This is a genomic window from Hallella absiana, from assembly GCF_025457485.1.
GTDB lineage: Bacteria > Bacteroidota > Bacteroidia > Bacteroidales > Bacteroidaceae > Prevotella > Prevotella absiana.
Genome location: NZ_JAMXSP010000021.1, coordinates 1 through 25,274, shown reverse-complemented (window position 1 = coordinate 25,274; position 25,274 = coordinate 1). Strand labels below are relative to the sequence as shown.

Genomic DNA, 25,274 nt, shown 5'->3' with positions numbered 1-25,274 from the left:
CTACAACGACCTGCGGGGCAGAATGGATGCCTCGCAGTATAAGGACTATGTGCTTATGGTGCTGTCCCTCAAATATCATAGCGATGAGATATATGACAGATGTTTCTCTAATTTCTGGATAATGCTGGTATCTTCATGCTCATCAGTTCATTCTGTTATATGTGCAGTATTTCCGTCTTGCCTTCAGAAATCCTTCTCGATACCAAATTTCAAATCGTTAAATAATGCTAACTGCTTTATCTCCGCCACATCTTTGGCGTGTTTTATATGATTTCATGTAATAGCGTGAAATTCAATGTAATAGATGAAAAAGAGGATTTTAATCTGAATTTCACGCGAATTTCACGGAAGGTATGAAAAAAGGAGTTACGTTATCGTAACTCCTTGATTTTCAGTGTAGCGGGGGTGGGCCACGATCCCACGACCTCCGGATTATGAATAGCTTCTGGTGATTTTTCTTGAAATTTAATTTCTGATTTATTTGCTTGTTTATCAGAAAGTTGGTATATTTGTGGCATTAAACGATATTTCATGATATGCGTGTTCGTTAAGGGGTGCGTGTTCGCTTAGTGTTCGTCACTTTTGGGGTCCGTTATTCCTTATGAAGCCATGTCCTCACAATCTAAATAATGACCACAATGCCTTCCAACTTAAAGACATCCTATGGTAACCACATTGAGCGGAACTGCACCGTATCAATTACTCTTGACAAGCGCACTTCACGAAAGGACGTGAAGGTATATCCATTGTCAATCCGTTTCACTATCAGTCGCAAAAGGTGGTATCATCATGTGGGTGGCAGCTATTCAGAGAAGGAGTTCTCTGAGATATGCAACGTACAAACCAGCCGCTCCCCGAAATTTGAGATCAAACGTCAATGGATTACAATGCTTGGCGAGTATGGCGACATGCTGGCGCGACTGAATGTTGGACATGAACTTTCATTGGAACTTATAAAAAATGCAATTACGGGCATTGGGCTCGTCTCAAATGTCAACTTTCTGACGGTATGGCAGGACGTTATTGATAATCTGAAGAAGGAGGACCGTTATGGCACCGCTGAGAGTTACCAGTGTGGCTTAAATTCATTCAAGAAGATTCTTGGCGAAGAAAACATCACTGGATTCAAAATTGACAAACCACTGCTCATGGAATGGAATGAGGGCATGATGAATGGTGTGAAGCGCGGCAAGAAACGCATTGGAAAGATTTCGGATACCACAAGAGGTATCTATCTTCGGGTATGCCGTGTGATTTGGAATGAATGCATCAGACGTGGCTACATGCTGAATATGGAATATCCGTTTTCCAACAAGCATGGCAGAGACACCATATCCATACCGAGGGGAGCAACACGAAGGGGTGAGTTTCTCAATGTCGACAAGATGACCCAGCTCTACGACTTGTTTGTGGAGAAGGACTATCCTGAACAGTGGCCGTGCGATGTCACGCCTAATGTCCATTACTCCCTTGGACTGTTTTTGGCTCAATATCTCTGCAATGGCTTCAATCTTGCAGACGAGGCCTTCCTGACGTATGATGACTATTACTATTCCACTGGTGGTAAGGCTTTCCGCTTTTGGCGGAAGAAGACAACAGAACGCAGCGAGGATGGAGCAGAGGTCATCATACCTATTATTGAACCGCTACAGAACATCATCGATGATATTGGTGCGAAGCCTGAGAAAGGTGCACGGGTGTTCCCCGACATCCTCAAGGGAGCGGAGACGGCAGAAGACCGACATCGCCGTATTCAGCAAGAAAACCAGAATGTACGCAAACGGCTCCACATGATATGCAAGGACATTTTGGGTTGGGAAGAACGCATCTCCGGCACTTGGGCACGTCATTCCTTTGCCACCAATCTTCGTAATGCCGGAGTTGACATGCAGTATATATCTGAAAGCATGGGGCATTCAACGCAGAAGACAGTCACCCAACTGTATCTTGCGTCCTATCCTCTTCACAAGCAGTTTGAATATAACAAACGTCTGCTCCGGCTGGAGGATGAGCCAACTATAGATGACATTACAAACATGACGAAGGAGCAGATGCAGGCACTATTGATAAAAATGATGAGCAACAAATAGATCTCTTTGAAAGAATATCCGTATTTTTGTACTATAAAAAAGATAATTATGACCATCGACGACATACAAAAATTGATAGACAAGGACGAGTCCGTCACACTGGAACTCAAGAAGACCACCGGAGAGCTGAAAGATGCAATGCATACGGCATGTGCTTTTCTCAACACTGATGGCGGTTGGCTGATTTTTGGTGTAACTCCCACATCACGCAGAATTCTTGGTCAGGACGTTAACGACAACACACAGCGTGAGATTTCGCAAGCGCTGAGTGGTCTTGAACCGGCTGTAGAGGTGAAGATTAACTACTTCGATGTGCCCGACAGCGACGGGAAGAAATTGATAGCCATCTATTTCGATGCTTTCGTCTGGGGTCATGAGCCCTATACTTATGCCGGCAAACCGTACTACAGGGTGGAAAGTACGACAAAGCAAATGCCGCGTGAGTTGTTTGAGGAACGGTTACGCGCCCATCATCCAGACTTCTATGCGTGGGAGCGTAGAGAGTCTGACGGGTTAGGCATTGCAGACCTCAACGAAGACCGCATTCGCGGAGCTTTGCGCTTGGGTGCTGAGGGTGGCCGTGTTCCGGACTCTGTTCTCACAGAGCCGCTGAAGAGTGTCCTTGGCAAACTTCAGTTGCTTTCTTCTGACGATCAGCCTAACAATGCTGCAGCAATGCTTTTCACGAAGAACGAAAAAGGGTATTATCCTCAGTTCACCATTCAGATGGCAAGGTTCAGAGGAATGGACAAGAACGAATTCTTAGACAACCAACGGGCATACGGCAATTTCTTCGACCTGTTAGATGCAGGCATGGCGTTTTGCTTCAAGCATCTGTCGTTGAGTGGAAAGATAACAGGCATTCGGCGCGAGGAACACTTGGAGGTTCCTGTGGCTGCGTTGCGAGAAGCATTGATCAATGCGCTTTGCCACCGTCATTGGGAGGAGTACAATGCCTTTGTCGGTATCGCAATCTATGATGACCGTGTAGAGGTTCTCAATCCAGGAGCACTTCCCCACGGAATGACTCCAGAGAATATCAAAGACCCTCATGGCTCTTTCCCCTATAATCCCATCATTGCCAACGTGCTGTTCAAGACCACTTTCCTTGAGAGTTGGGGCTCCGGCATACATCGGATCGTTGATGCCTGCCAGACTCAGGGACTACCAAGTCCGGTGTGGTCGGTAGACAAGGGTATGGTCACTGTGACGTTTCAACGACCCGACTACGACTCAACTACGAACCAAGTTAAGGGCAAAAGGGATCCAAGTAAGATCCAAGTACGATCCAACTATGGTCCAAGCACCCCTCAAGTACCCCCTAAGCACCCCTCAAGTACCCCCCAAGTACCCCCCAAGTACCATCCAAGCACCCCTCAAGTTCAGTTATTGATAGATAAGATGAAGAGTGGATACATGTCTACAAATGATATTATGGAGTCTTGTGGCCTTAAGGATAGAAAATATTTCAGAGAAAGTTACATTGTGCCTGGCCTCATTGGTCACGCCATAGAACGCAAATACCCCAACGAGCCCAACCATCCAAGACAGATGTATCGGCTCACCAAACAGGCGCTGGAATGGAAAAAATCTCATGAGGATTAAAGCCAATACGCCTAAAGGTGGCTACTGGCCACCTTTAGACGCATAACCTTGTCTTAATATCAGTTTGGAAATGCAAGAAAAGCTCAATACGGAGGAACTTCTCCTGAAGTTAGAACGATTAAGCCGGGAGAATGAGAGGCTGAAAGGCATCCTCTTAGCACATGGTATTAGTTATGAACAAAATTCTTTGCCGAAAGACGAAAAGGTCTGTACAGTACTCCCTAATGCTGGCAATCATGTTTTACTGAGTAAAGAGCAAATTCTGCAGCAACGGAAGGATTTGTTCCGAAGTCTGTTTAAAGGCCGTGAAGATGTGTTTGCGCTTAGGTGGGAAAGTCGGGATAGGAGCAAATCCGGTTACATGCCAGCATGTTCCAACCGTTGGACTCCTCTTTGTGATAGGAAGAAAAACAAATGCGCCAGTTGCTCAAACCGTCAATTCGTTTCTTTGGGTGACGCCGAGATTGAAAAGCACTTGCGTGGCATGGATGAGTGGGGAAAACCTTTCACTATTGGAATCTATGCCATTCTGACCGATGATACTTGTAATTTCCTTTGTACTGATTTTGACGACAAGAGCTGCGAGCATGGCTATCAGAAAGACGTGCTGGCCTTTGTTGGTGTATGCAAAGACTGGAGCATACCTTATTCTATTGAACGCTCACGTTCGGGTAATGGTGCTCATGTGTGGATATTGTTTGAACAATCAGTATTGGCGAGTAGGGCAAGACGACTGGGCAATGCCATCCTTACAGAGGCCATGAACCGTGACGGGCAGATTTCATTCAAGTCCTATGACCGCTTCTTCCCCAATCAGGATCATTTACCCGAGGGCGGCTTTGGTAATCTTGTTGCCCTGCCATTGCAAGGGTTGCCGAGGAAAAAAGGCAACAGCGTCTTCGTTGATGACCATTTTGAGCAATACCCTGACCAATGGGAATATCTGCGCACGGTCAAGAAACTATCGGCGGACAGCTTGGAGACGTTATTGAAATTGCATGCTAGTCAGTCTGACTTTGGCGAATTATCGAAGACCAGCGAGGCCAAGCCTTGGGAGACACCAGTGGCAATGAATGTAACCAAAGATGATTTGCCAGCAGAGATAAGCGTCGTGGAGTCCAATATGCTATATATACCCACCAATGGTTTGTCATCGAAAGTTATCAACCACTTGAAGCGTATTGCGTCCTTCAAGAACCCGGAGTTTGGTGCCAAACTCGGCATGCATCTGTCCACCTATAATGTTCCGCGGATCATATCGTGTGCCGATGTCTCTGATGAATGGCTTGCCCTGCCCCGTGGATGTGAGGAGGCATTGATCGAATTCTTCGAAGAGAATTCAGTCAGCATAAAGATAGAGGATAAAACTAACCATGGACATGCGATAGATGTTTCATTCAGTGGCACACTACGACCTGAGCAGGAGGCAGCTGTCAGCCAACTGATGTCCTACGACAACGGCATCTTGTCGGGAACAACAGCTTTTGGCAAGACAGTTGCAGCCATCGGCCTGATAGCCCGACGGAAAGTCAATACGCTTATACTTGTACACAACAAAGCGTTGGCAAAGCAATGGCAGACTAAATTTTGTGAGTTCATGACCATTAACTATACGTTGCCAGAGGCTCCTAAGAAACGGGGGCGAAAGAAGGAACAGCCGCTCGTCGGACTGCTGAGTTCAGACGAAAATACGCTGAACGGCAATATCGACATTGCTCTTCTACAATCCTGTGTTTCTGACAATGAGGTCAAGCCATTCGTGCGGAATTATGGCATGGTGATTGTTGATGAGTGCCACCATGTGTCAGCCTCCAACTTTGAGCAGGTGCTAAAGTATGCTAATGCACAATATGTGTATGGGCTGACGGCAACGCCCATGCGCAAGGACGGTCACCAGCCCATCATCTTTATGCAGTGCGGTCCGATACGGTTCACTGAAGACGCAGCGGCACAGATGTCAAAGCAGAAATTCAGCCGATGGCTCATTCCCCGTTTCACTACTTATAGGCAACTCGGTGAGGACAAACTGAGCTATAACCAGATATTACATGAACTGACAGACGACAAGCAACGGAACCAACAGATAATAAGCGATGTTGCAAATGTCTTGAAAGAAGGACGCACACCAATTATTATAAGCGTACTCGTAGAACATGTGTCATTATTAGCTGAACTTATCAAACCTTTGTGTAAGCACGTCATCGTCCTTACCGGTTCTACGTCTGCTAAAGAGAAGAAAGATATTGAGTTACAGTTAAAGGCAGTGTCGCCTGCAGAGTCGATGGTAATTGTGGCTTCGTTGAAATACATTTCAGAAGGTTTTGACCTTCCACGACTCGACACACTGTTCCTTGCCCAACCTGTCTCATATAAAGGCCTCGTCGCCCAGTACACTGGCCGTTTGCATCGTGACTATGAAGGCAAGACAGAAGTGCGTGTATATGATTATATTGACATTCGCCAACCAATGTGCGAGACTATGTATAAGCGCCGACTGCGAGGATATGCTGCCGTGGGGTATAAGGTCCGGCCTCGTCAAACAAATCCGGAAGCCCCATCTGACATGATTTATGATGGAGGCTCGTTCGAGACTGCGTTTCTCGCCGACATATCCAATGCCAGACATTCGATAGTTATTGCCTGTCCCATGATTAGAATCTACCGCAATCCTGTTATCATACAGAAGCTCATGGAACAGCAGACCAACGGGGTGAGCATTTATGTCCATATCAAGAGGGAAGGATATGACGAAGAGAGGTACAAGGAAGTGGGCGGAACCTATTCTGTCAACGATACGCAGACTATCCAATGTGCCATCATAGACAAATCCATTTGCTGGTATGGTGATGTCAATTTTCTTGGCTATCACTCCGCTGATAACACTGTTATGAGAATAGCTGATGCGAAGGTGGCAGGTGAGCTGTTGGATATGATGAGCAACAAATAAAGATTAATATGATGGACAACCATGAACTCGACAACAAGATTGTCATATATCAGACAGAAGATGGCAGAACTCAGCTTGATGTGAAGTTGGAGAATGAGACCGTGTGGCTGACACAAGCACAGTTAGTACAGTTATTTGATTCCAGCAAAGCCAATGTCAGTGAGCATATCAAGCATATTTATGAAGATGACGAATTGGACGCTGACTCAACAGTTCGGAAATTCCGAACTGTTCAAACTGAGGGCAAGAGGCAGGTTGGTCGTAATGTAACCTATTACAACTTTGACCTTATTGGGCATAATAGCATTCTCACAGACTCACATATATGATAATGTGAGTCTGTGAGAATATGACTTTTACTTCGTTCTCGCTATCTCCGCCTTGTGTTCTTCAAGAAACAGTTTCAAGATGGCGTTGAAGAGGTGCTTGACAGGAACAGGCTTGCCACGTTTAAGGTTGAGCATCTCAATCTTGTTGCAGATGTCAGCGTCCAGCCACACCTGCTTCTCTTTTGGCTTCTTCGCTTTCGACGCGGCTGCTGTCTGCCATAGCTGCTCAAGACTGCCAGTTTGAAAGTTTGAGTCATCGGTGGCAGGCTGTCGCACTGGCGATGGAACAGGTTCCTTCTTGGTGCTCTGCATCGTGGATTCAACTTTCTTGCCTTTCTTTTTGGCAGCAGGCTCCGACTTGTGCTTGGACTCAGACTTTATTCGCGAAACGGCGGCATCTGCTTTCGTAGGCTTTCTTGCCTGCTCAGTCACAGGAATCACATTACTTTTACCTTCTTTCTTGTCCCACTTCTTCATTCTTTCGATGAAGTTATCCATATCGGTATTGTCAAAGTTTCCCGATACCTCATTGAAGTTTGTCTTTGTTGACATGATAAGTTATGTTTCTTTGGTTTGTACTATAGTTACTATCTCTTACATTGACAAGCCGCCCTTGAAGCGACGCTCGTCATCGATGTCGTCCCAGCGGCTTCGTCGGCCGCCAACCTCAAACTCACGGTTGAAGCCGTTCCCGGTATTGTGTGACAGTGCACTCATCAGTTTAAGAATCAACTGGGCATGCCGACCAGCAAACGCTGAGATCTTGTTCGGCACATCATCCTTACTTGCATAGCTCGGGAATACACCGACGCTGTCATATTGGAGGTTCCTCACGATGGCATTTGCTTCGTCACGGACAACATGCTCCTTGAACAGACGCACCTTTGCCTCGTTGAACTCCGCCTCGTTGCCTTCGAGTCTGTTCATCAGCCGGCTCTCCTGCTCTGTGAGGTCGTAATGAATGGTGCTGCCGTTGCTGTCGAATGCAAGGTGCCACAATCCGTTCATCCGCTTATAGCATCTTACGCTTCCTTCCGGCGACTCCAAAGCCAGACCTCCCTCCTTGACATACGCATCGGCCAACAGTCGACGGTAGGACTCATAAATCTCCTTATAGAAGTAGAACACGGCGAGTCGGATAGCGATGTCGTCATGAGCCTCCGTCGGTGCCTTGCAATACCATTCTGTCTGGTTATCGGTGATGGCATGGTCGTATGTCTTACCGTCCAGCTCCATGCGGACAATGTTCTTGCCATTCCCGGAGCAAGCCCTTGCCTTGAACATGGGCAGATAAATGTCCAGTGTACTGTCAGGACGGTAGATTGTAGCCTTGACTGTTTCCTTGGGCATCTCGTTTTCTTTGCTAGTATATGCCTGGCTACTATTGTTGAATGATGGTTTTGTGGCAGTGCGGTCTTGACTTATCCCTGTGTCAGATGCACTCGTCTCTTTGACTCTATCCGAGTCTGAACCATAGGTTCCAGCGTATGAGTGTCTGTTGCTCCACTGGTCAGCCCATTTTGGAATGTTACTTTGCTCAACTCCCCTATTTGACCATGTCGTCAACTTGACATTGTCTGCAAGGGTAGCCTTTGGAGACGATTCCACTTTCTCCGCATGCTTGGTCTTCTTTCGAGTAGTTTTCGCCTCCTGTGCAGCCTTCCACTCCATGATGCCTATGATGTCAGCGAGTTTCATCACCTCACTGCCGTTGAGCGCCACCTTGTTATTATGGTCAACAATGCCATAGCCGCGGACAATGCCGTTCTTGTCCTTCTGAAAGTGGACTGCTATGCCGAACTTGCCACGCAGCTCGTCAATGAGCCATTGCATCTGATACTGCTCCAGCTTGGAGAGCGGCTTGCCCTTGGCATCGGTCAGTTTCTTGATTTCGGGAAGTATCTTGACCTTCTTGCGTTTCATCAGTTCCTTCTTGGTCTGGGCACGTTCTTTCTCTTTGCCTTCCGATTCCATCTTTTGGTCATCAGCACTATAAGGAGTCTGCTTCAGACTCAGCTCTCTGTACTTGATGATGATGGCCTTCAAGCGTTTGGCGGTCTCCTCCCGTCGCGCTATGTCACGCTTGTCAGCCTTCACCTCGGCAATCCTTGCGTCAATGTCACTGCGCCGGACTCTGATGGCCTCGACACCGCCATGATAGAACGACAGTACACTGTTGTTCTCCTTTGACTCGCCTGTCTTGTAGTGGAACCCACGGGCAATGTTCATCAGCTGTCCCTCGGTCGTAAAGCTGTACTCAAACATCCGTCCGATGTCGTTTTGCTGGTCCTCTTTGACAACGCGGTTGAGCGCGGCAATGAATCTGTGGTAGTCATAGTGGTCGGAAATCAGACGGCCTTTGGCCGTCACCCTTGTCGTGAGAATGTGGACGTGGTTGTTCTCCGTGTCATGGTGGAAGTAGATGAAATACGGCTGCTTGCCCATGCCATACTCTCGCATCACGGCATGTGCGATGCCGACAAGCTGCTCTTTGTTCTTCTCCTGTCCTTTGCAGGAAAGGGCGAGGTGCACCTGCCATTGTGTTGACCTCGTGTTGCCGTAGGTCTGCGACCGGCACTGCAGATACCGCTCCACTTCTTTGCTGCAGTCAATGCCCACGCCATGAAGTGTGTGCAGGGTATGCAGAAAGTTGCCGTCGATATTGGCATGCCCGGCAAGCTCGGCCACTCCTGCCAATACTTTCTTCTCGTTGTATGCCGCTCCGGGGAATACACCGCCGTGAACGGGGTCTATCTTCTTTATGATCATAACTTCATTCTATTTTGTATTGACCGCACTGTGGTCATTGGATGACCGAAGCTTGGTCATGTGATGACCACGGCCTGGTCATAGAGTGACCACAGCCTGGTCAGACTATGATTGCTTGTTGGTAAAATGTTCTCTCACCTTTTTCCAGATGTTGGCGTTGACAGTGCGGTTGGCGTTCAGCGCCTTTCGGATGTCCTCCAAAGCATCTGCCACCCTGCGGGTAATCGGCGACGGACTGGAAATCGACTGGGCATTGACATGGTGCGCCAGCTGGTTGATGTTATTGCCGATATGGTTCAGCTCCTTGTTCTGGCTCATGTAATCCTCGTGGATGGTTGCCAGCAACCTTGAAGCCTCTTCCCCTAAAGGTGTAAAACTATTTTCTGTGCCGTCATAGCCAGTGCTGCCACTCTCACCACTAAAGTCACAGTGATAAAGTGAGTAGCGGAACATGTCGCTCATGTTGCCGTCAAAGTGCTTGTTGGCCGTTGCTTTCGCCAGGCTCTTCACCGTGGAGTCCACACGGAACTGTATGTACTCCGATTTGTTTTGTGTATTATTCTTCATGGTATCATCAGGTTTGGTTTATATACAAAGTGAAAAAGTAAGCGAGTTTCGAGCGCACTGACTCCCATCCCCTCGTGGGTGGGCAAGTTGCCGTTGTAGTGACAAACGGCATAACTTGCCCCGTCAACTTCCAAAAAGTCTCCATCGATTTAGTGATAAAGTGATACGCCATAGTCCTTACAGATTTTGAAGAAGGTGGCAATCTTAATGCTACCGTTACCCTTCTGTAGATTGTCAAATTTTCGGTCAGTCTCACGTCGGTCGTACTTCTCATTCTGACTGCTGCACAAGTGAAAGAATTGTCTGCCACTCTCACCGAGGCTGGCGAGGGCAAAGCCCACCTTTATCCAACTGTCATAGGTGGAGGTGAGGTCGATTCCCCTCTCTGCGATCACCTTGCAGCATTGTGATACTTGTCCGATAATATTACTTCCACTATTGACGGATATGTCAGCAACAAAGGAGGTTTTCGGACGTTCAATGACCTTCACCTTATTATATACGAGCGCATGCTCATTGACGTATGGATGGTCGTCGAGGCTCTTGGTTCTGAGTCGGCAGATGTCTGAGCAGTTGCGGTCGAGGGTGATGCCCATCTGTGAGAAGTCATCAGCCAACTGCAGGAAATGACCTTTGTGGCACGACGGATACTTGATGGGGATGAGCAGGAACAGTCCCTTGCCGCTGACGCTCAGACCGGCGTAGGCAATCTGCTGTATCGCAGTCAACTGCCATTTCAGTTGCTCCCAGTCTTTGATGTTCGAATTGTCCTGCCCGTCGATGTCAAGACAGATGAAGCCTGAGTGCTCTTTGAGATTCTTGCCGCTGCGTGTCGGCTCAAACATTCCGCTGATGGTGGCGCATAGCAGTTGCCGTTTGAGGGCGGAGCGTACTACCTTGTCCTCCGTGGCACGGATTTTTGTTATCTCCTCGCGACAGTCCCCGCCGAAAAGAAATTCTGAAAGCAGCTGTCTCTTGCCCACATTGTCGTAGGCGTTGTTATAAACCGAGATGGTCTTGTCGAATATGGATCTGTTCATTTTGGTGTTCTTTGATTGTTATCGATGAGGTTACACTCACATTCCTTGTAGGTGCTATTGTTTACTGGTTCTTCGGTGGTGTGTAACTGTAACCATGTAACCATGGCCGTCGAAAGTTCCTTCATTCCAAACGCATAGCCACGTGAGGTTACGGGGTTACAGTTTACGCTGTTGTTAATTGTCTTGCTCATAGGCTGTTGTAGAGCTTTTAGGTGTAACCACGGTATCACTGACCAATCCTTCAGATGTGGAAATTGGCTTATTGACTTTAGGCAGGTACTTGTACAGTTGCTCGCGAGTCATGCCACAGCCTTCAGCGAACTTCGTCTTGTTCGTGATGGGATGGAAGCGGTGAAGCGTGCGGATGGCATCGCCAAGGGTAATCTGCCGTGGGGCATCCTGGGCTTGCATCATCCCGTGCACTTTCTCCGCCCATCCCTCAAAGACATGCATACACCGGATAGAGTACGCTACCGCCTCGGCTGTGATGACAGGCTGACAAGGCATGTTGTTGACAAAGTGGTCGCCCATTTCCGCCTTAGGCACATTGCCGAAGAACTCAATCTCATCACCATGCAGCAGCGTTGCCAATGCCGCCCACTTTTCAAGGTAGATGAACAGCTTGTCGCGCACCTCGTCCATGTAGACATCGTTTCCCTCGCACTTCTTCATCCTTATCTCACGGAAGTAGTCGTTGAGCAGCAGCTGCGCCTCGTCATCAAAGGTGAATGTCATCGGCGCGATGTTGTGGTACTTCACGATGAGCTGCTCCCAGTAGTCAAGCACCGTTTGATTGATACCCACTAACGAACGCTCCAGTGTGATCCTTATCTCGGGTGCGACAAAAAGCCAACGATAGTTGAAACCGCTGTTGATCATCTGCTCCTTACCCAGTATGGACGGCAGGATGCCCGGCTGTATGCTCCCTACAACCGTCAGATACGGCTTGGGGATGATCAGCGGCTCGTCGCCAGCGCGGATGATAGAGATATGCTCGTTGGTGAAGATTGAGAGGAAGTCGGGTATGCCGCCGCTGCCATTGCTGTAACGTCCTCCCAAATCCTCGATGAAGCCCACAAGCTCATCACGGCGTGCGAACAGTCCGTGTGGGTTCCATGCCAGCATCTTGTTGATGGCCTCGGGTGTCGGATTGGAGACATAGAGAATCTGCGGATTGGGAATGTTTGCCGTGTCCTTCAGTTCCATGCATCGCTGTTTCTCCTCCTTGTAGGCAAGGTGCATCTGCATGCTGATATTTTCCAAGGGCTTTACCAACAGGCTCACTGGTTGTGTCTTGTTGCTTCCCGGTGGAGCCACGTGGCATACGTTGACGTTGAGCATGTTGGTGTACTTGCCATCATAGACTCGCACCTTTGTTCCCACTGCTCCTGCAACCACGGCGAACATCGTCGAGATGACGATGTCCTCTGAGCAGTCCATCACCTGCGCGATGATGTCGGCAATCTCCGACACCTCCGCCATCAGATAGTCTGTCGGCAGTTCATGAACGGGCTTGTCCATGAGTGCCTCTGGACGGATAACGACATCGTTGACATGGGCTTTTGCTTGTTCCATGGTCTTTAAGTATTAAGGTTAGTAGCTCCATCGGCTTTGGCTGACGCAGCGAGTTTCAGTGCCAGGTCAGCGTCCAGAATGATTTTACGCCCCACCTGCGTGATGGCACCGTCAATGACGCCGCTGCGCTTGATTCGGTTGGCCGTGGGGACACTGCACCCGAAGGTCTCAGCGATACCCTTGATGCCGTAAACAAGACGGCGTGGCTTTGCCGATTCCTTATCTGAGGATGCTTTGTTGCCTTGCCCATCGAGCAGGGACAGGTTACTTACAAGGAAAGCGAGTTGCTCTCCGGTCATCATGCAGACGGGAGTCTGCAATAAGGTCTCAAAAGAAAAAACTGTGTTCATTGTACTAGATGTTAATGGTTTGATTTCGCTGCAAAGGTAATATGCTTTTTTCGGCTTCTTGGTACAACGAAAATCACTTTAATTTTTTGTACCAACGATTAGAATGTCATTGAGCCTCTATACGTAAAATTATGGCAATAAAAAAAGCAACGGAGTCTCTATGAGTCCATTGCTTTTTCCTCTTATATAAATGGTGCATAGTCAGTTGTCAAGAATTGCCGACATTACAGTTGAGGAAGACCTCCTTCCATTCCTCTATCGTCTTCTTCGCTTTCCTCATACTGCTTTTATCCTCATTCAGAATGCCGGGCATACTGTTGATTTCGCTATAGCGTCTTTGCGCTTTCTGATAGGTGTAGTCTTTCCCGAATCTCCTGTTGATGGCGTCGACAAAAGTGGAGAAAGGATAATGCTTTCTTATACAGCATGACCGCTCAAGGGCGATGAGCAGATAGGCCATTGAGATGGACTCGTCATGCTCTTTGGTGAATTGCTCTATAGCCAACATGATTTCTCCATGCGTGTCGTCTTTCAGCAAATCTTCCAATGACACTATATCCTTCTTCAGCCCATGGTTGTCCTCGGCATAGCGCAGTGCGTTGGCCACTTCTTTCCACAAGTCGTCACTGTCCGTCTCGTCCATTACCTCCTTCCATGAGCTCTTGTCATTAATGCCAATGGCAGTAGAGGAAGTTACGAAATTGCTGATGATGCCGCTGAATATTCCGAGACCCGGATAACCGGCCTCGCCTGTCAGCAGTATGGACGGCATCAACTTTGCTACTTTCTGCAGTCCCTTGTCCTTGAGAATGTAATAGTAGGCGAAGATTGCCGTCTCGTCCTTTTCTTCACGGACTATCTTCCTCAGGTTGTCGAACATCGTTGGGATGTTTACGCCTAACGCAATGTACAGGAACATTATGCAGTTGTTCATGGCTGTCATGTATTCTTCCTTCTCCTCTTCTGTTTCGAACATAAAGGACAAAGTCTCGATTAACGATTGCCGCATCATCGGTGGAATGCTGTTTTTCAGCTTATCGTATTCCTCCATGTCCAGATAAATCCCATCGAAAGGCTCCTCTTTCTCATCTGTTACTGATACGTCTCCGTCATAACTGACAGCAACAGTTCTACCATTAATGACACACTCCTTGGCAAGGTCGTCATAGTCTTTGACAAAGTATGTGCCTTCTATGTCCTCACCATTACCATCTCCGAAAAAGACACGGAAGGCAGTTTCAAGCATCAATCTGCAGTCTTGTGGAATACACCGCCACATCAAGGCGCACAACTTCTCCATTCCCGGTGCTCCTCCTTCCAAAAAGGTACCCTCTATTTGCTTTACGAAGGCAGCATACTCCTTCTTCCTCCCTGCCATTTCCGCAGTCACAAATGCTATGGCTTCATCTCTCTTTTGTCTGATGGCTTCTCTCTCTCCTTTATCCATGTTCTATCAATTGTTTCATACTAAAAAAGTCGGCTCTTTGCATGGTCGGCTCTGTTCTTATCGTCCACAAAAATAATGATTTACTTTCGATTTTGCAATATGAAGCGATAGTAGCTTTTCGTCTATTAGAATATTTTAGAATTTCTATGTGGTCTGTTAAGACCTCTGTGTGGTCTGTAAGTGGTCTGAGGGAAAATGTGATGCATATTGGTGATTTATCTTATCTTGTAATTGTTCCCATGCAGAGGAAGGGATTCTATAGAAGCCCAATAGTTCTTCATTTTCTTTTCTCCTTGTGTGACTAAGCAATCTAGAATACGATTTTTAACATGATAAGGACAGAAAAACTCTTTATTTTTTCATAAAATGAAAAATTATGATTAGCTTTGTGCTATTAATCTAAAATTCCATTCGTTATAACAAAAAATGCGGCTGAACATAGACATCATAGAAGACGACTTGCTTGCATTGGGAGGAGACATACTCCAAACGCTGCTTGCCGACCATACCACGGGGCACAATGTCATTTGGGCCACCAATGACTATGACAAGCGTGGTGATGGTTATCGCTTTGGTGATGCTATAACCGTAGGTTCTATTACAAGAAAGAACAACCACATCATTATGCCGCGTATAGCAAAAGCCGCGCAGCAGCAGCGTAGTCGCTCACAAGTCATGGCTGAAGTATTTACACCCAGTTGGGTGTGCAATGCTCAGAACAATCTAATTGACGATGTGTGGTTTGGACAATCAGGCGTTTTTAATACAGAAAACGACGACAATACTTGGACGGCAAATGCTACGCCTCGAATACCAAGGGGAAAACGATGGAAAGATTACGTTAAGGACACACGCTTGGAGATGGCTTGTGGAGAGGCTCCTTATCTTGTCAGCCGCTATGATGCGACTACAGGTGTACCCGTTGCCATTGGTGATAGGATAGGTTTACTCGACCGCAAATTATGGATTATACACCATAACACGCCTAATATCTCCGACGAGATGACCAAAAGTCAGAAAAAGACTGTGAAGAAGAAGTGGCGCAGGCAAGTTTACAAAGCTTATCAGTCCGTTTATGGCTATGAGTATCAGGGCGACAATTTACTTCTTGCACGTGAAGCACTCTTTGTCTCCTACATAGAATATTATCAAGCCAAATGGCATACCCAAAAGCTGCCGAGCAGAGGAAGCATGCAGAGAATCGCAGATATTATATCATGGAACATCTGGCAGATGGACGGCCTCACTTATGGGATCCCCGGACAGAAGCCAATAGAGCAATTAAACGAAGGATTGTTCCCGATGGAAGTGCTGCCTGAACAACGATTTTGTCGCATTAAGGAATGGACAGGTATAGAGCCATTGAAAGGCAAGGAAATCATCTTCCGAAAGATGTTGGACGAAAACTAAAAGCAAGTTATGGCAATAATCAGTGCAACCTATAAATATAATGTTGTCTACGTCTATTCTATAGACGACGACCGGCATCGTGGGGCTTTGAAACTTGGTAAGACAGAGATTGATACCGATCCCAAGTCGGGCGGTGAGTTGACACCCAACTGTGCTGCCTTACGTAAAGCTGCTGACAAACGCATCAAGGAGCAGACACAGACCTCAGCCGTAGCCTACAATCTTGTCTATGCTATCAAAGCCCATTTCACGGACGATAAAGGAAAAGAGTATAAATACAGTGACACGGACATTCATGCCGTGCTCTTGGCAAGTGGTTTTCACCGCCACTACTTTCCCGACCTTGAAGATCAGGCCAAAGAATGGTTTGATGTTGATCTTGATACTGTAAAGAAAGCAATTGAAGCCATTAAGCAAGGAAGATCATCTATAGAAGGAAGTGAGAAGAAGCCCTCAGTAGAAATACATTTCCGTGAAGAGCAAGAGGATGCTATCAATCGTACTTTGGTTTATTTCAAGGCTGGCCGAAACCGTAAAATGCTATGGAACGCCAAGATGCGCTTTGGTAAGACGCTGTGCTCATTGGAACTTATCAGGCGCTGCCAGTTCAAGCGCACGCTCATTCTCACCCACCGTCCTGCTGTAAAGAGCCAATGGTTTGACGACTACGGCAACATAAAGTTCGAGAACTACGAATATGGCTCCAAACCCAGTGCAAACCAGAAAAGCGGACAGAAATTTGTCGGTCAGAAATTTGATTACTTGCAGAAGTGTGGCAAAAACTTCATCTACTTTGCCTCCATGCAGGACTTGCGTGGGTCGTGGAAAGCTGACGGGACATTGAAGAAGAACGAAGATGTGTTCAAGACGAAATGGGACCTTGTCATTATCGATGAAGCGCACGAAGGAACGCAGACAGATCTTGGTAAGCAAGTCATAGTTGCGCTGAATGCTCAAAAACCGCGTTTCCTATATCTTTCTGGTACGCCATACAACATTCTTGACCAGTTCAAGGCGGAAGAAATATACACATGGGACTATGTAATGGAGCAGGAGGCAAAGGCGAATTGGCCAAAGAACCATCCTGATGAGCCGAATCCTTACGAGGGTCTGGCCCATCTCAACATACTTACATACAATCTCGGAACAGTATTCGATAACTACAATCACAGCGAAGAAGACTATTTCGAATTCTCTGAATTTTTCAGGACGTGGGAAGGCGATGAAGACAACATGCCCACTTATGCCAACGTCGGAGACTTCGTGCATGAGGCTGACGTGAATCATTTTCTTGACCTGCTGTGCAAGGAAGACAAGACCAGCAACTATCCTTATAGTACCGAAGAATACCGTAAGTGTTTTCTCCATACCTTGTGGGTGTTGCCGGGTGTCGCCGCTGCTGCGGCTTTGAAAAAGCTGCTTAAAGCACACAAGGCATTCTTTCATGACTTTGAAGTAGTCAACGTGGCGGGCGAGGGTGACAAGATGGATGCCACAGACGATGAAAAAGAAAAGTGGATGGCTGCCAAAAGCTTTGAGGACAAGGTCAGAAAGGCAATAGCCAATCCGGAACACAGGCCCACCATAACGCTCACCTGCTACAGCGGGCGCATGACCACTGGTGTCACCATTGAGGAGTGGACAGGTGTGTTTATGCTTGCCGGTGGCTACAACGGCAATATCGCTCCTTATATGCAGACCATCTTCCGTGTGCAGTCGCCCATCAAGCACCACGACTACATTAAGAAGGAGTGCTATGCCTTCGACTTCGCTCCCGACCGTACCTTGACCGTTATCAACGAATACATACGGCAAGCAAAGAAGAAAACCACCCAAGGCAATGGGCGGAAAACTAAAGGGCTCACGATTGAAGATTTCACAAGATATTGCTCCATTATTGCCATTGAAGGCAGCAAGACGGTTGATTACAATGCCAAACGTTTCATCCAAACAGTGAACCGCATTTATGCCGACCATGTAATCCGTAATGGCGGGAAGGACCGTCGCATGTATGTAGGTTATGATGAAATCGAAGATAACGATGTCAAGAGCCTTGAAGCAATAGCAAAGGCTATGAAGGACAGTGGCTCAAAGAGTAAAGATAAGACAGGTACATCGGTTGTCATCACGGAGGAAGGAATGACAGGAGACAATGGTGCGGCTGAGCCAACACCATCTTCTCCGTCTTCAGGCAAAAGCAATAAACGGGGCAAGAAAAAGAAACCAAAAGATCCGGAGAAAGAACGGAGAGAAATGGTTTATGCTACGCTCAACCAGATTACCATCCGTTTGCCGTTGATGGTGTTCGGTGCTCTTGATGATGTCAAGACGGTGTCGTTTGACAAGTTCATCGCCGACATAGATGAGAACTCATGGGATGAATTCATGCCCAAAGGTTTGACGAAAGACCTTTTTATGAGCGTCTCCCATTTATACAACAATGACGTGTTTATCGCCATGGCTGCTGAGATTATCGACCGCACACGCAAGGCTGATGCTCTTCCGATAACGGAGCGTACACAGGAGATGGCTAACATCCTGTCGCAGTTCCATTACCCAGACAATGAGACGGTGCTGACCCCATGGAACGTTGTATGCATGCATATGAACGACACCCTCGGCGGCTGGGACTTCTTTGACGACCGTCACAAAAAGGACTTTCCACTGCCTGAGCCACGCTTCATTGACCGTGGAAAGGTAACGAAAGAAGTGTTCAGCGATCCACAGACCAGGATTCTCGAGATCAACTCAAAGTCGGGTGTCTATCCGCTCTACCTTGCCTACAGCGTATTTCAAGAACAGAGTAAGCCCGTTAAGAATAAGCTCGGTGAGACAATGCCACTCTCTGACTATGGCAAACGATGCGTGTGGGATAGGGTCGTACAAGAAAATATCTATGTGGTCTGCAAGACACCGATGGCCGAAAAGATTACCAGGCGTGTGCTCGCCGGCTACAACAAGCGGTTGAAACTGAACACCGTTTATATCGATGACATCATACCACGGATGAAAAATAAAAAGCTTTCACCAAAACTAATAGAAGAACTCACATTGCCCAAGACATACGGAAATAGACAAAAGAAGAAACCTATGAAGTTTAACGCTATAGTAAGCAATCCTCCCTACATGATAAAGGATGGCGGAGCGGGAGCCAGTGCCACTCCTGTCTACAATCATTTTGTCGACTGTGCCAAGAAGCTCAGTCCCGGCTACATATCCATCATCATGCCTGCAAAATGGTATAATGACGGTAAGGGACTTGCGAAGTTCCGTACAGATATGCTCACTGACAGACACATTGAGAAACTTGTCGACTTTGTTGACGAGCACGTCTGCTTCCCTGGTGTCGACGTGGCTGGGGGAGTGTGCTATTTCCTTTGGGACAAAAAACATGATGGTGACTGCCAATATTCCAACATCTTCAAGGGACAGCGACTCACCATCAATCGCAACCTTGCGGAAGGAGAAAGGTTCATAAGGTATGTGCAAGCTATTGATATGCTTGAAAAAGTGGTGAGGCTGAGCACTGTATTTTATAATACAAGAGTTAGCACTCAGAAACCATTTGGATTAAGAACGTATGTTACTCCTCTTGCAACCGGCGACATCACCTTGGAGACGAGCCAGGGTAAAGGCCCCTATGATTCAAAACTCATCACCGTCGGAAAAGAGATGATATACAAGTGGAAGGTCTGCATTTCTTACCTTACAGCCGAGCACGCCGGGCAAACCGATAATGAAGGCAGAAAGAGAATAATATCATCTCTTCATATCCTTGAACCTGGGGAGATATGCACGGAGACCTATCTCGTTGTCGACGCTTTCGACACGGAAGAGGAGGCACAGGCGTTGAGGAAATACCTCTGCACACGGTTCGCACGATTCCTCATCAGTCTTCTTGCTGCCACGCAACACCTCTCCAAGGACAAGTTCAGCTATGTTCCCGTGCAAGACTTTGCGTCGAACGACGACATCGACTGGCGGCAGTCAGTAAATGCCATCGACCGCCAACTTTATCAGAAATATGGTTTTGATGACAACGACGTGCACTTTATAGAGCAAACGATAAAACCGATGGAGTAATTCCATATATAGAAACAATAACTATGGCAGACAATCTAAAACTGACTCAACTGTTCCAATTCCCTCAAGACACGATACAGCGACTTGATGGAAAGACTTTTGTAGGAATAGATTTTGGAACCAGCACTACGGTGGTTTCGGTAGCATCATACGATTCGGCTACAAAGGCCATTCAGTGTGAGAGCCTTCAGCTGGAGCAGATGCTTATTGATGGTACTCTGACTGAGTCGGAACTCTTACCGACAGTGATGGCAATGACTGATAGAAGGCTCCTTGTCGGTCAGGGAGCGTATCAGCTTAAAGGTAATCCTGATTATGAATTTGGCGAGAATATCTGGCATTCGTTTAAGATGGAGCTTGGTAAAGATTTGGGACCAAGATGGACATCTATTACCAAACTGTCCCAAATCAAATCTCCATTCGATGCTACTAATGTCTTCTTCAGATTCCTTAAAAGGGAGATAGAGAAGGCAATTGTCAAGATGGGGCTGAGCCGGAATATAGAGTATGCAGTAAGCATACCGGCATCTTTTGAAAGCAACCAGCGCCTCGATCTACTTCGTGCCTTAGAGAATAATGGCATTGAGATGGGCAACAACATGCTAATAGACGAGCCTAACGCTGCCTTTATCGGTTATATCAATCCTGATTACACGGCAAAAGAGCCCATACAGTTAGGGGAAGGGTATAACCCTAAAGTTCTCGTATTCGACTTTGGCGCTGGTACTTGCGACATCTCTATATTGGAACTCAGTGCCGACTATCATGGTGTTCACACAAGAAACATATCGATATCCCAGTTTACAGAGTTGGGCGGAAATGATATTGACCGATATATTGCCTATAACTATCTTTTGCCTGAGATGCTCAAGCGCAATGATATGTTGCAAGACAACTATACAACAAAGCAAATTGAAAAGATTTGCGAACAGTTGTATGGTGTGGCAGAGCATCTCAAAATACAGTGTAGCAAGGACTTTGAATATCTTTTGTCCGATAAGGACTCGCTGAATATTGCCCTGCGACAAGGACAGGGTGTGCGGTACCAGCATAAGCTCTCGATTTATACAGAATACAAAGACCTCCAACAGGATGTTTTCTCCTTTGCCTATCAGGACTTTATCGACACGATGAAGGTGTTCCTGCGCCACAAGTACTGCAATGTGAAAGGACAGAAACGATACAACGGAATTTATAAAACGATAGATTCAGCTATACAAAAGGCTCACATAGACAGTGAGGAGATTGACTATGTCATGCTTATCGGGGGAAGTTCAAAAAATCCCATGGTTCAGCAAGGTATCAGAGATTATTTCAAGACGGCTCGAATATTGATACCGCAGGACCTGCAAGCCCAGGTCTCACAAGGTGCCGCCATACACTCTTTACTGCTGAACGGCCTTGGTATTACCTTGGTACGTCCAATAACCAGTGAGCCGCTTGTTGTTGTCTTGCGAGGAGATAAAGAGGTTCCTGTCATACCTGCCGGTACGGAAATACCTATACCGCCGATAGAAATCAAAGGACTTACAACCGGCGACAAAGATCAAAGCGTGATAGAAATACCTATTTGCGTGAGCAATGACAAGAAGGTCGTTGCAAACGTGAAAATAGAAGAGCCACTGGGTGTTCCTTTCCCCAAAAACACACCTGTCAAACTTAGTCTGGAGATTACTGCAGACAAGGTGTTGAAAGCAACCGCTACTTGCATGGAACAGGAATGCACTGTCGAATCGGAAAATCCTTTCGCAAATACATATCTTACCGACGAGGATAGAAAAATTCTTCAGGCACAACGCAACTCTTATATATCAGCGGATAAGAATGAGGGGAAGCCTTCAAAGCAGTCGTTAATCGACCTTCGACAGGCTTATGTGGATGCTGATAGAGACTTGGAGGCCGCCGAGACCTATGAGGACCAGATTAAGTATTACCCACAAGATAACCTTTATAACTACATAGGTGTCTTATACCATAATTCCGGCAACTACGTCAAGGCTGTCAGATACTTCAAAATGGCCATTGATGTAGACTCAAACAACTTTTGGGCATGGGCTAATCTGGGTAACGACATGTATATGATGGGCAGACACACGGATGCTATATCTAGTATGGAAAAAGCCCTACAGATAAAGGGCGATCATACGACTGCCCTTTGTGTCTTGGGCGATGTCTATCGTGATGAAGACGACAAAGAGAAGTCCGAGAGCTACTACAATCAAGCTTTCAATATATTCATGCGCCGATGGAATGAACACACGTTGAGTGATGTTGATTACGGATGGTTCGCGGATGTTGCAAGAAAGCTTGGCAAGAATGAATTTGCTCGGGAAATAGAAACTGCCAAGCCACAAAAGCATCATAGTGAGTTCTATAGTTCTGATAATCTTGTGACATTAAAAGGTGACAGAGAGGAGAATGAGGAATGAAATGGCTTATACCTGAAAACGAAATTGACATTCAGCAACGTGAGTTTCTCGATTCGTTAATAACGAATACAAACCAGAAACTCATAGATGGTTTCCCCGGTTCCGGTAAAACCATCCTGCTTTTATTTGCTGCCAAAAGACTGAAAGAAAAGGATCCTAATTTCAGAATCCTTTTCATAGAGTTTACTCACTCGCTCATAAAGATGCTAACGGCTTCAATAAGGGAACTTCACATTAAGGATATAGAGGTAGTGACTTACTATGAGTTCAAAAAGAGAACTCATGGCGTCGGAGTTGACTATGATTATATTTTGTGCGATGAGGTTCAAGACGTGCCGAGGATGGTTCTTGAAGCGATGAAACGGAGTGCCAAGCATGTCATTATTGCAGGAGATGCTAACCAGTCTATTTATGAAAGCGATCCTAAATGGAACGAGCCTGTCTGTACGAGAGATGATATAAAAGAGGTGTTGAATCCGGATGTCACAAGCCTGAATATAATGCACCGTCTTACCAAACCAATTGTCAGAGCGGTTAATTGCTACTTGCCTGAGATGAATATCTTGGCGGGTAAGTATTCCATGGTTAAGAAAAACACCCAGATTCGTCTTTGGAAATCAAGAAACCAGCGTGAAGAGGTTCGGCATATTATGGACGAAGCTATAGATGATGTGCATAATGGGAAGTCGGTAGGAATTTTGTTGCCGACGCACGATAAACTGAAAGCTTTTGCCAACTTTGTTCTTATCAATGCACAGCATGAAAGTTGGGAGTGCAAGAATAACAAATACGGAGGTCCAGATTATGATGATCTGAACAGATATTTCACTAAATGTGATGTGCCAATACAATGCGTAGTCAATGGGTATGGAGACTTTTTAGCACCAGGAAATAAGATTACCCTGATAACTTATCACAGTGCTAAGGGATTAGACTTTGACAACGTATTTCTACCCTTCTGTAATGAGATAGCTTATGCTGGGAATACGATGTCGAAGCGTTTGTTCATGGTCGCTATGACACGAAGCCGTGAAAATTTGTTCATATCTTATAGTGCGAACCATATGAACCAGTGGGTTAAGACTTTTTGCGAGCAGTGTTCGTACAAGAATTGGGACGATGAAGGCATGCAGCCGTTGTTCCCTTCAGAAACTTCTACTGTCCCTGCACAGACAAATAAAGATGACGATAGTAGCTTATTTGGATTCTAACAATGGAGAAACAATACAATTACATATTACTTCTAAAGAAGTCTGACATTATCGATTTGTTCAAGTATGGCTATTTGAACGTATATTGCCCGAGTGTCTCATTCGATGGCAACATAGATACGTTGAGTGCTGACAAGAAAAAGGCTGATAGCATCTTTAAGAATGCCAACCCCTTTGAGTACAGTATAGAGTATTACCTACTGCACATAAGGACCAACAAAAAACTTGCGAAGAAATTCTCCATTAATGACGTGATACATGTCTTCGCCCTTGATGAAGACTCTTTGCGTGTAGGACTTAATTTTAATCCACCTATTAAATTGGAGAAGCCAATCTGGAAAGAAGCGTACGAGAAATTCCAAGTTGGTCTGATGATTCATAGTGCGACAGAGGGGGTGAATAATGTCTTTGAAGCCTTTAATACTACATTTGGTGTGAAACGTCGCGGCTTCATCACTAATAAAGACATACAGAAGGTCTTTTCCCTGGCCTATTGTGGAAATCGTCCTGTAGGAAAATTGTCAATATGGACATATCTTCTTATGTACGAACGTCATCATAATTATCCACATGATACTCGAGGCTTTTTCCTTGACGCATTACATGCGTTCGCCAACTTCAAGGCTCAAAAAGAGATTGATGCATCTGTAACCCAGAGCAAGTTGGGATCTCAGATCATGCAACTTAGAGAGAACGCTGCTTTCATGGATATACTAAAAATAGTGGATGGTAATAAAGATGTAGCTCCTGCCAACAAAGTCTTTAAAGGATATTTCTGCATAGCAGCGCTTTTCTTAAAATTGAAAATGGACTTTGAAAACGGCCTTGAATATGGGAAACGTTATTATGGCAAGCCAATCCCTGAGCTTTACTATTCCTTAAAAGCTTTTGGGGAAGATAACTTGAAACTGGCACTGTATTTATTAGGACTCACTTTGGGGTGGGAAAATACTTATCAGTATATTTACCAATCAAGGGAACTTGCCGTGTTAAAGTAAGTAATATAATCCTGAATGATTTGATATGAGCAAGAAAGATAATAATGAAGTCAATTCTCCGTTTTTTGTTAACAGAGAGGCTATGGCACCAACAAAGGACTATGTGGAGTGGCTGACTGACTTGAAGAAGCGGTATCGCAAGGCGCAGGTCAGAGCGGCGGTCAAGGTGAACAGCGAGATATTGCAGTTCTATTGGTCGCTGGGCAGAGATATTATGGTCAAAAATGCGGAGGCCAAATGGGGCTCGGGATTCTTGAAAGGGTTAAGCTTGGATTTACAAAAAGAGTTCCCTAAAAGTACAGGACTCAAGTTTCGCAAGTAGATGATTATACTTAAAATTTAACAATTATTGCCAATAAAAAAGGCTTTAAGATTTGCCCAATTCGTTAAGAATTAGTAACTTAGTAATCGCCAAACAACTAAG

The 25,274-nt window shown here is 46.1% G+C and carries 16 protein-coding genes and 1 pseudogene; 10 read left to right on the top strand and 7 right to left on the bottom strand.

The annotated features are described in order from the left end of the window. The first annotated feature begins 638 nt into the window (after positions 1 to 638). From NG346_RS10500 to NG346_RS10485, 4 genes and pseudogenes are all read left to right on the top strand, one after another. Positions 639 to 2,090 (top strand): tyrosine-type recombinase/integrase, encoded by a 1,452-nt coding sequence (locus NG346_RS10500; protein WP_262288716.1) that lies wholly within the window; start codon positions 639 to 641, stop codon positions 2,088 to 2,090. Between the two features lie 48 nt (positions 2,091 to 2,138). Next, a complete protein-coding gene (locus NG346_RS10495) occupies positions 2,139 to 3,695 on the top strand; it encodes an ATP-binding protein (protein ID WP_262288715.1) in 1,557 nt (518 codons plus the stop codon). Positions 3,696 to 3,765: 70 nt separating this feature from the next. Then, complete coding sequence (locus NG346_RS10490) at positions 3,766 to 6,642, top strand: TOTE conflict system archaeo-eukaryotic primase domain-containing protein (protein WP_262288714.1); 2,877 nt, start codon at positions 3,766 to 3,768, stop codon at positions 6,640 to 6,642. Between the two features lie 11 nt (positions 6,643 to 6,653). Then, positions 6,654 to 6,935 (top strand): annotated as a pseudogene (locus NG346_RS10485) (cytochrome C biogenesis protein CycH); the annotation flags it as partial. A 63-nt stretch (positions 6,936 to 6,998) separates the two neighbouring features. Here the strand turns inward: NG346_RS10485 and NG346_RS10480 are convergent. The 7 genes from NG346_RS10480 to NG346_RS10450 form a co-directional block, all read right to left on the bottom strand. Beyond that, positions 6,999 to 7,523: a hypothetical protein gene (locus NG346_RS10480; RefSeq protein ID WP_262288712.1), complete on the bottom strand. Its 525-nt coding sequence runs from the start codon at positions 7,521 to 7,523 to the stop codon at positions 6,999 to 7,001. Between the two features lie 42 nt (positions 7,524 to 7,565). Further along, on the bottom strand, positions 7,566 to 9,740 hold the full coding sequence (locus tag NG346_RS10475; RefSeq protein ID WP_262288711.1) for a relaxase/mobilization nuclease domain-containing protein: 2,175 nt from the start codon (positions 9,738 to 9,740) through the stop codon (positions 7,566 to 7,568). A 105-nt stretch (positions 9,741 to 9,845) separates the two neighbouring features. After that, positions 9,846 to 10,307, bottom strand: coding sequence for a MobC family plasmid mobilization relaxosome protein (locus tag NG346_RS10470; RefSeq protein ID WP_262288710.1), 462 nt, complete (start codon positions 10,305 to 10,307; stop codon positions 9,846 to 9,848). A gap of 149 nt (positions 10,308 to 10,456) precedes the next feature. Next, the gene (locus NG346_RS10465) at positions 10,457 to 11,347 is read right to left on the bottom strand and encodes a PriCT-2 domain-containing protein (RefSeq protein ID WP_262288709.1); all 891 of its coding nucleotides are present in this window, start codon (positions 11,345 to 11,347) and stop codon (positions 10,457 to 10,459) included. 174 nt (positions 11,348 to 11,521) lie between these two features. Next, positions 11,522 to 12,922 carry a YfjI family protein gene (locus NG346_RS10460; RefSeq protein ID WP_262288708.1) on the bottom strand — a complete coding sequence of 467 codons (1,401 nt, stop codon included), beginning with the start codon at positions 12,920 to 12,922 and terminating at the stop codon, positions 11,522 to 11,524. 5 nt (positions 12,923 to 12,927) lie between these two features. After that, a complete protein-coding gene (locus NG346_RS10455) occupies positions 12,928 to 13,272 on the bottom strand; it encodes a DUF3853 family protein (protein ID WP_262288707.1) in 345 nt (114 codons plus the stop codon). A gap of 208 nt (positions 13,273 to 13,480) precedes the next feature. Next, positions 13,481 to 14,719: a DUF6043 family protein gene (locus NG346_RS10450; protein ID WP_262288706.1), complete on the bottom strand. Its 1,239-nt coding sequence runs from the start codon at positions 14,717 to 14,719 to the stop codon at positions 13,481 to 13,483. 426 nt (positions 14,720 to 15,145) lie between these two features. On the opposite strand from NG346_RS10450, the gene NG346_RS10445 reads away from it, so the two are divergent. Genes NG346_RS10445 through NG346_RS10420 form a run of 6 tightly spaced genes read left to right on the top strand, consistent with a single transcriptional unit; the run spans position 15,146 to position 25,172 of the window. Next, entirely contained in the window at positions 15,146 to 16,129 is a 984-nt protein-coding gene (locus tag NG346_RS10445) for a restriction endonuclease subunit M (protein WP_262288705.1), read from the top strand. A gap of 9 nt (positions 16,130 to 16,138) precedes the next feature. Beyond that, complete coding sequence (locus NG346_RS10440) at positions 16,139 to 20,212, top strand: Eco57I restriction-modification methylase domain-containing protein (protein ID WP_262288704.1); 4,074 nt, start codon at positions 16,139 to 16,141, stop codon at positions 20,210 to 20,212. A gap of 23 nt (positions 20,213 to 20,235) precedes the next feature. Continuing rightward, the gene (locus NG346_RS10435) at positions 20,236 to 22,641 is read left to right on the top strand and encodes an Hsp70 family protein (protein ID WP_262288703.1); all 2,406 of its coding nucleotides are present in this window, start codon (positions 20,236 to 20,238) and stop codon (positions 22,639 to 22,641) included. Further along, positions 22,638 to 23,852, top strand: a complete 1,215-nt coding sequence (locus NG346_RS10430) for a 3'-5' exonuclease (protein WP_262288702.1) — start codon at positions 22,638 to 22,640, stop codon at positions 23,850 to 23,852. The genes NG346_RS10435 and NG346_RS10430 overlap by 4 nt, the downstream gene beginning before the upstream one ends. Before the next feature lie 2 nt (positions 23,853 to 23,854). Further along, entirely contained in the window at positions 23,855 to 24,850 is a 996-nt protein-coding gene (locus NG346_RS10425; protein WP_262288701.1) for a hypothetical protein, read from the top strand. Between the two features lie 25 nt (positions 24,851 to 24,875). Further along, the gene (locus tag NG346_RS10420; protein ID WP_262288700.1) at positions 24,876 to 25,172 is read left to right on the top strand and encodes a DUF1016 N-terminal domain-containing protein; all 297 of its coding nucleotides are present in this window, start codon (positions 24,876 to 24,878) and stop codon (positions 25,170 to 25,172) included. Positions 25,173 to 25,274: the final 102 nt, after the last annotated feature.

Coding starts and splice junctions, on each gene's coding strand:
- NG346_RS10495 (WP_262288715.1), top strand. CDS start 2,139: ATGACCATCGACGACATACAAAAATTGATAGACAAGGACGAGTCCGTC.
- NG346_RS10425 (WP_262288701.1), top strand. CDS start 23,855: ATGGAGAAACAATACAATTACATATTACTTCTAAAGAAGTCTGACATT.
- NG346_RS10455 (WP_262288707.1), bottom strand. CDS start 13,272: ATGAACACAGTTTTTTCTTTTGAGACCTTATTGCAGACTCCCGTCTGC.
- NG346_RS10500 (WP_262288716.1), top strand. CDS start 639: ATGCCTTCCAACTTAAAGACATCCTATGGTAACCACATTGAGCGGAAC.
- NG346_RS10460 (WP_262288708.1), bottom strand. CDS start 12,922: ATGGAACAAGCAAAAGCCCATGTCAACGATGTCGTTATCCGTCCAGAG.
- NG346_RS10435 (WP_262288703.1), top strand. CDS start 20,236: ATGGCAGACAATCTAAAACTGACTCAACTGTTCCAATTCCCTCAAGAC.
- NG346_RS10420 (WP_262288700.1), top strand. CDS start 24,876: ATGAGCAAGAAAGATAATAATGAAGTCAATTCTCCGTTTTTTGTTAAC.
- NG346_RS10465 (WP_262288709.1), bottom strand. CDS start 11,347: ATGAACAGATCCATATTCGACAAGACCATCTCGGTTTATAACAACGCC.
- NG346_RS10440 (WP_262288704.1), top strand. CDS start 16,139: ATGGCAATAATCAGTGCAACCTATAAATATAATGTTGTCTACGTCTAT.
- NG346_RS10480 (WP_262288712.1), bottom strand. CDS start 7,523: ATGTCAACAAAGACAAACTTCAATGAGGTATCGGGAAACTTTGACAAT.
- NG346_RS10450 (WP_262288706.1), bottom strand. CDS start 14,719: ATGGATAAAGGAGAGAGAGAAGCCATCAGACAAAAGAGAGATGAAGCC.
- NG346_RS10490 (WP_262288714.1), top strand. CDS start 3,766: ATGCAAGAAAAGCTCAATACGGAGGAACTTCTCCTGAAGTTAGAACGA.
- NG346_RS10445 (WP_262288705.1), top strand. CDS start 15,146: ATGCGGCTGAACATAGACATCATAGAAGACGACTTGCTTGCATTGGGA.
- NG346_RS10475 (WP_262288711.1), bottom strand. CDS start 9,740: ATGATCATAAAGAAGATAGACCCCGTTCACGGCGGTGTATTCCCCGGA.
- NG346_RS10470 (WP_262288710.1), bottom strand. CDS start 10,307: ATGAAGAATAATACACAAAACAAATCGGAGTACATACAGTTCCGTGTG.
- NG346_RS10430 (WP_262288702.1), top strand. CDS start 22,638: ATGAAATGGCTTATACCTGAAAACGAAATTGACATTCAGCAACGTGAG.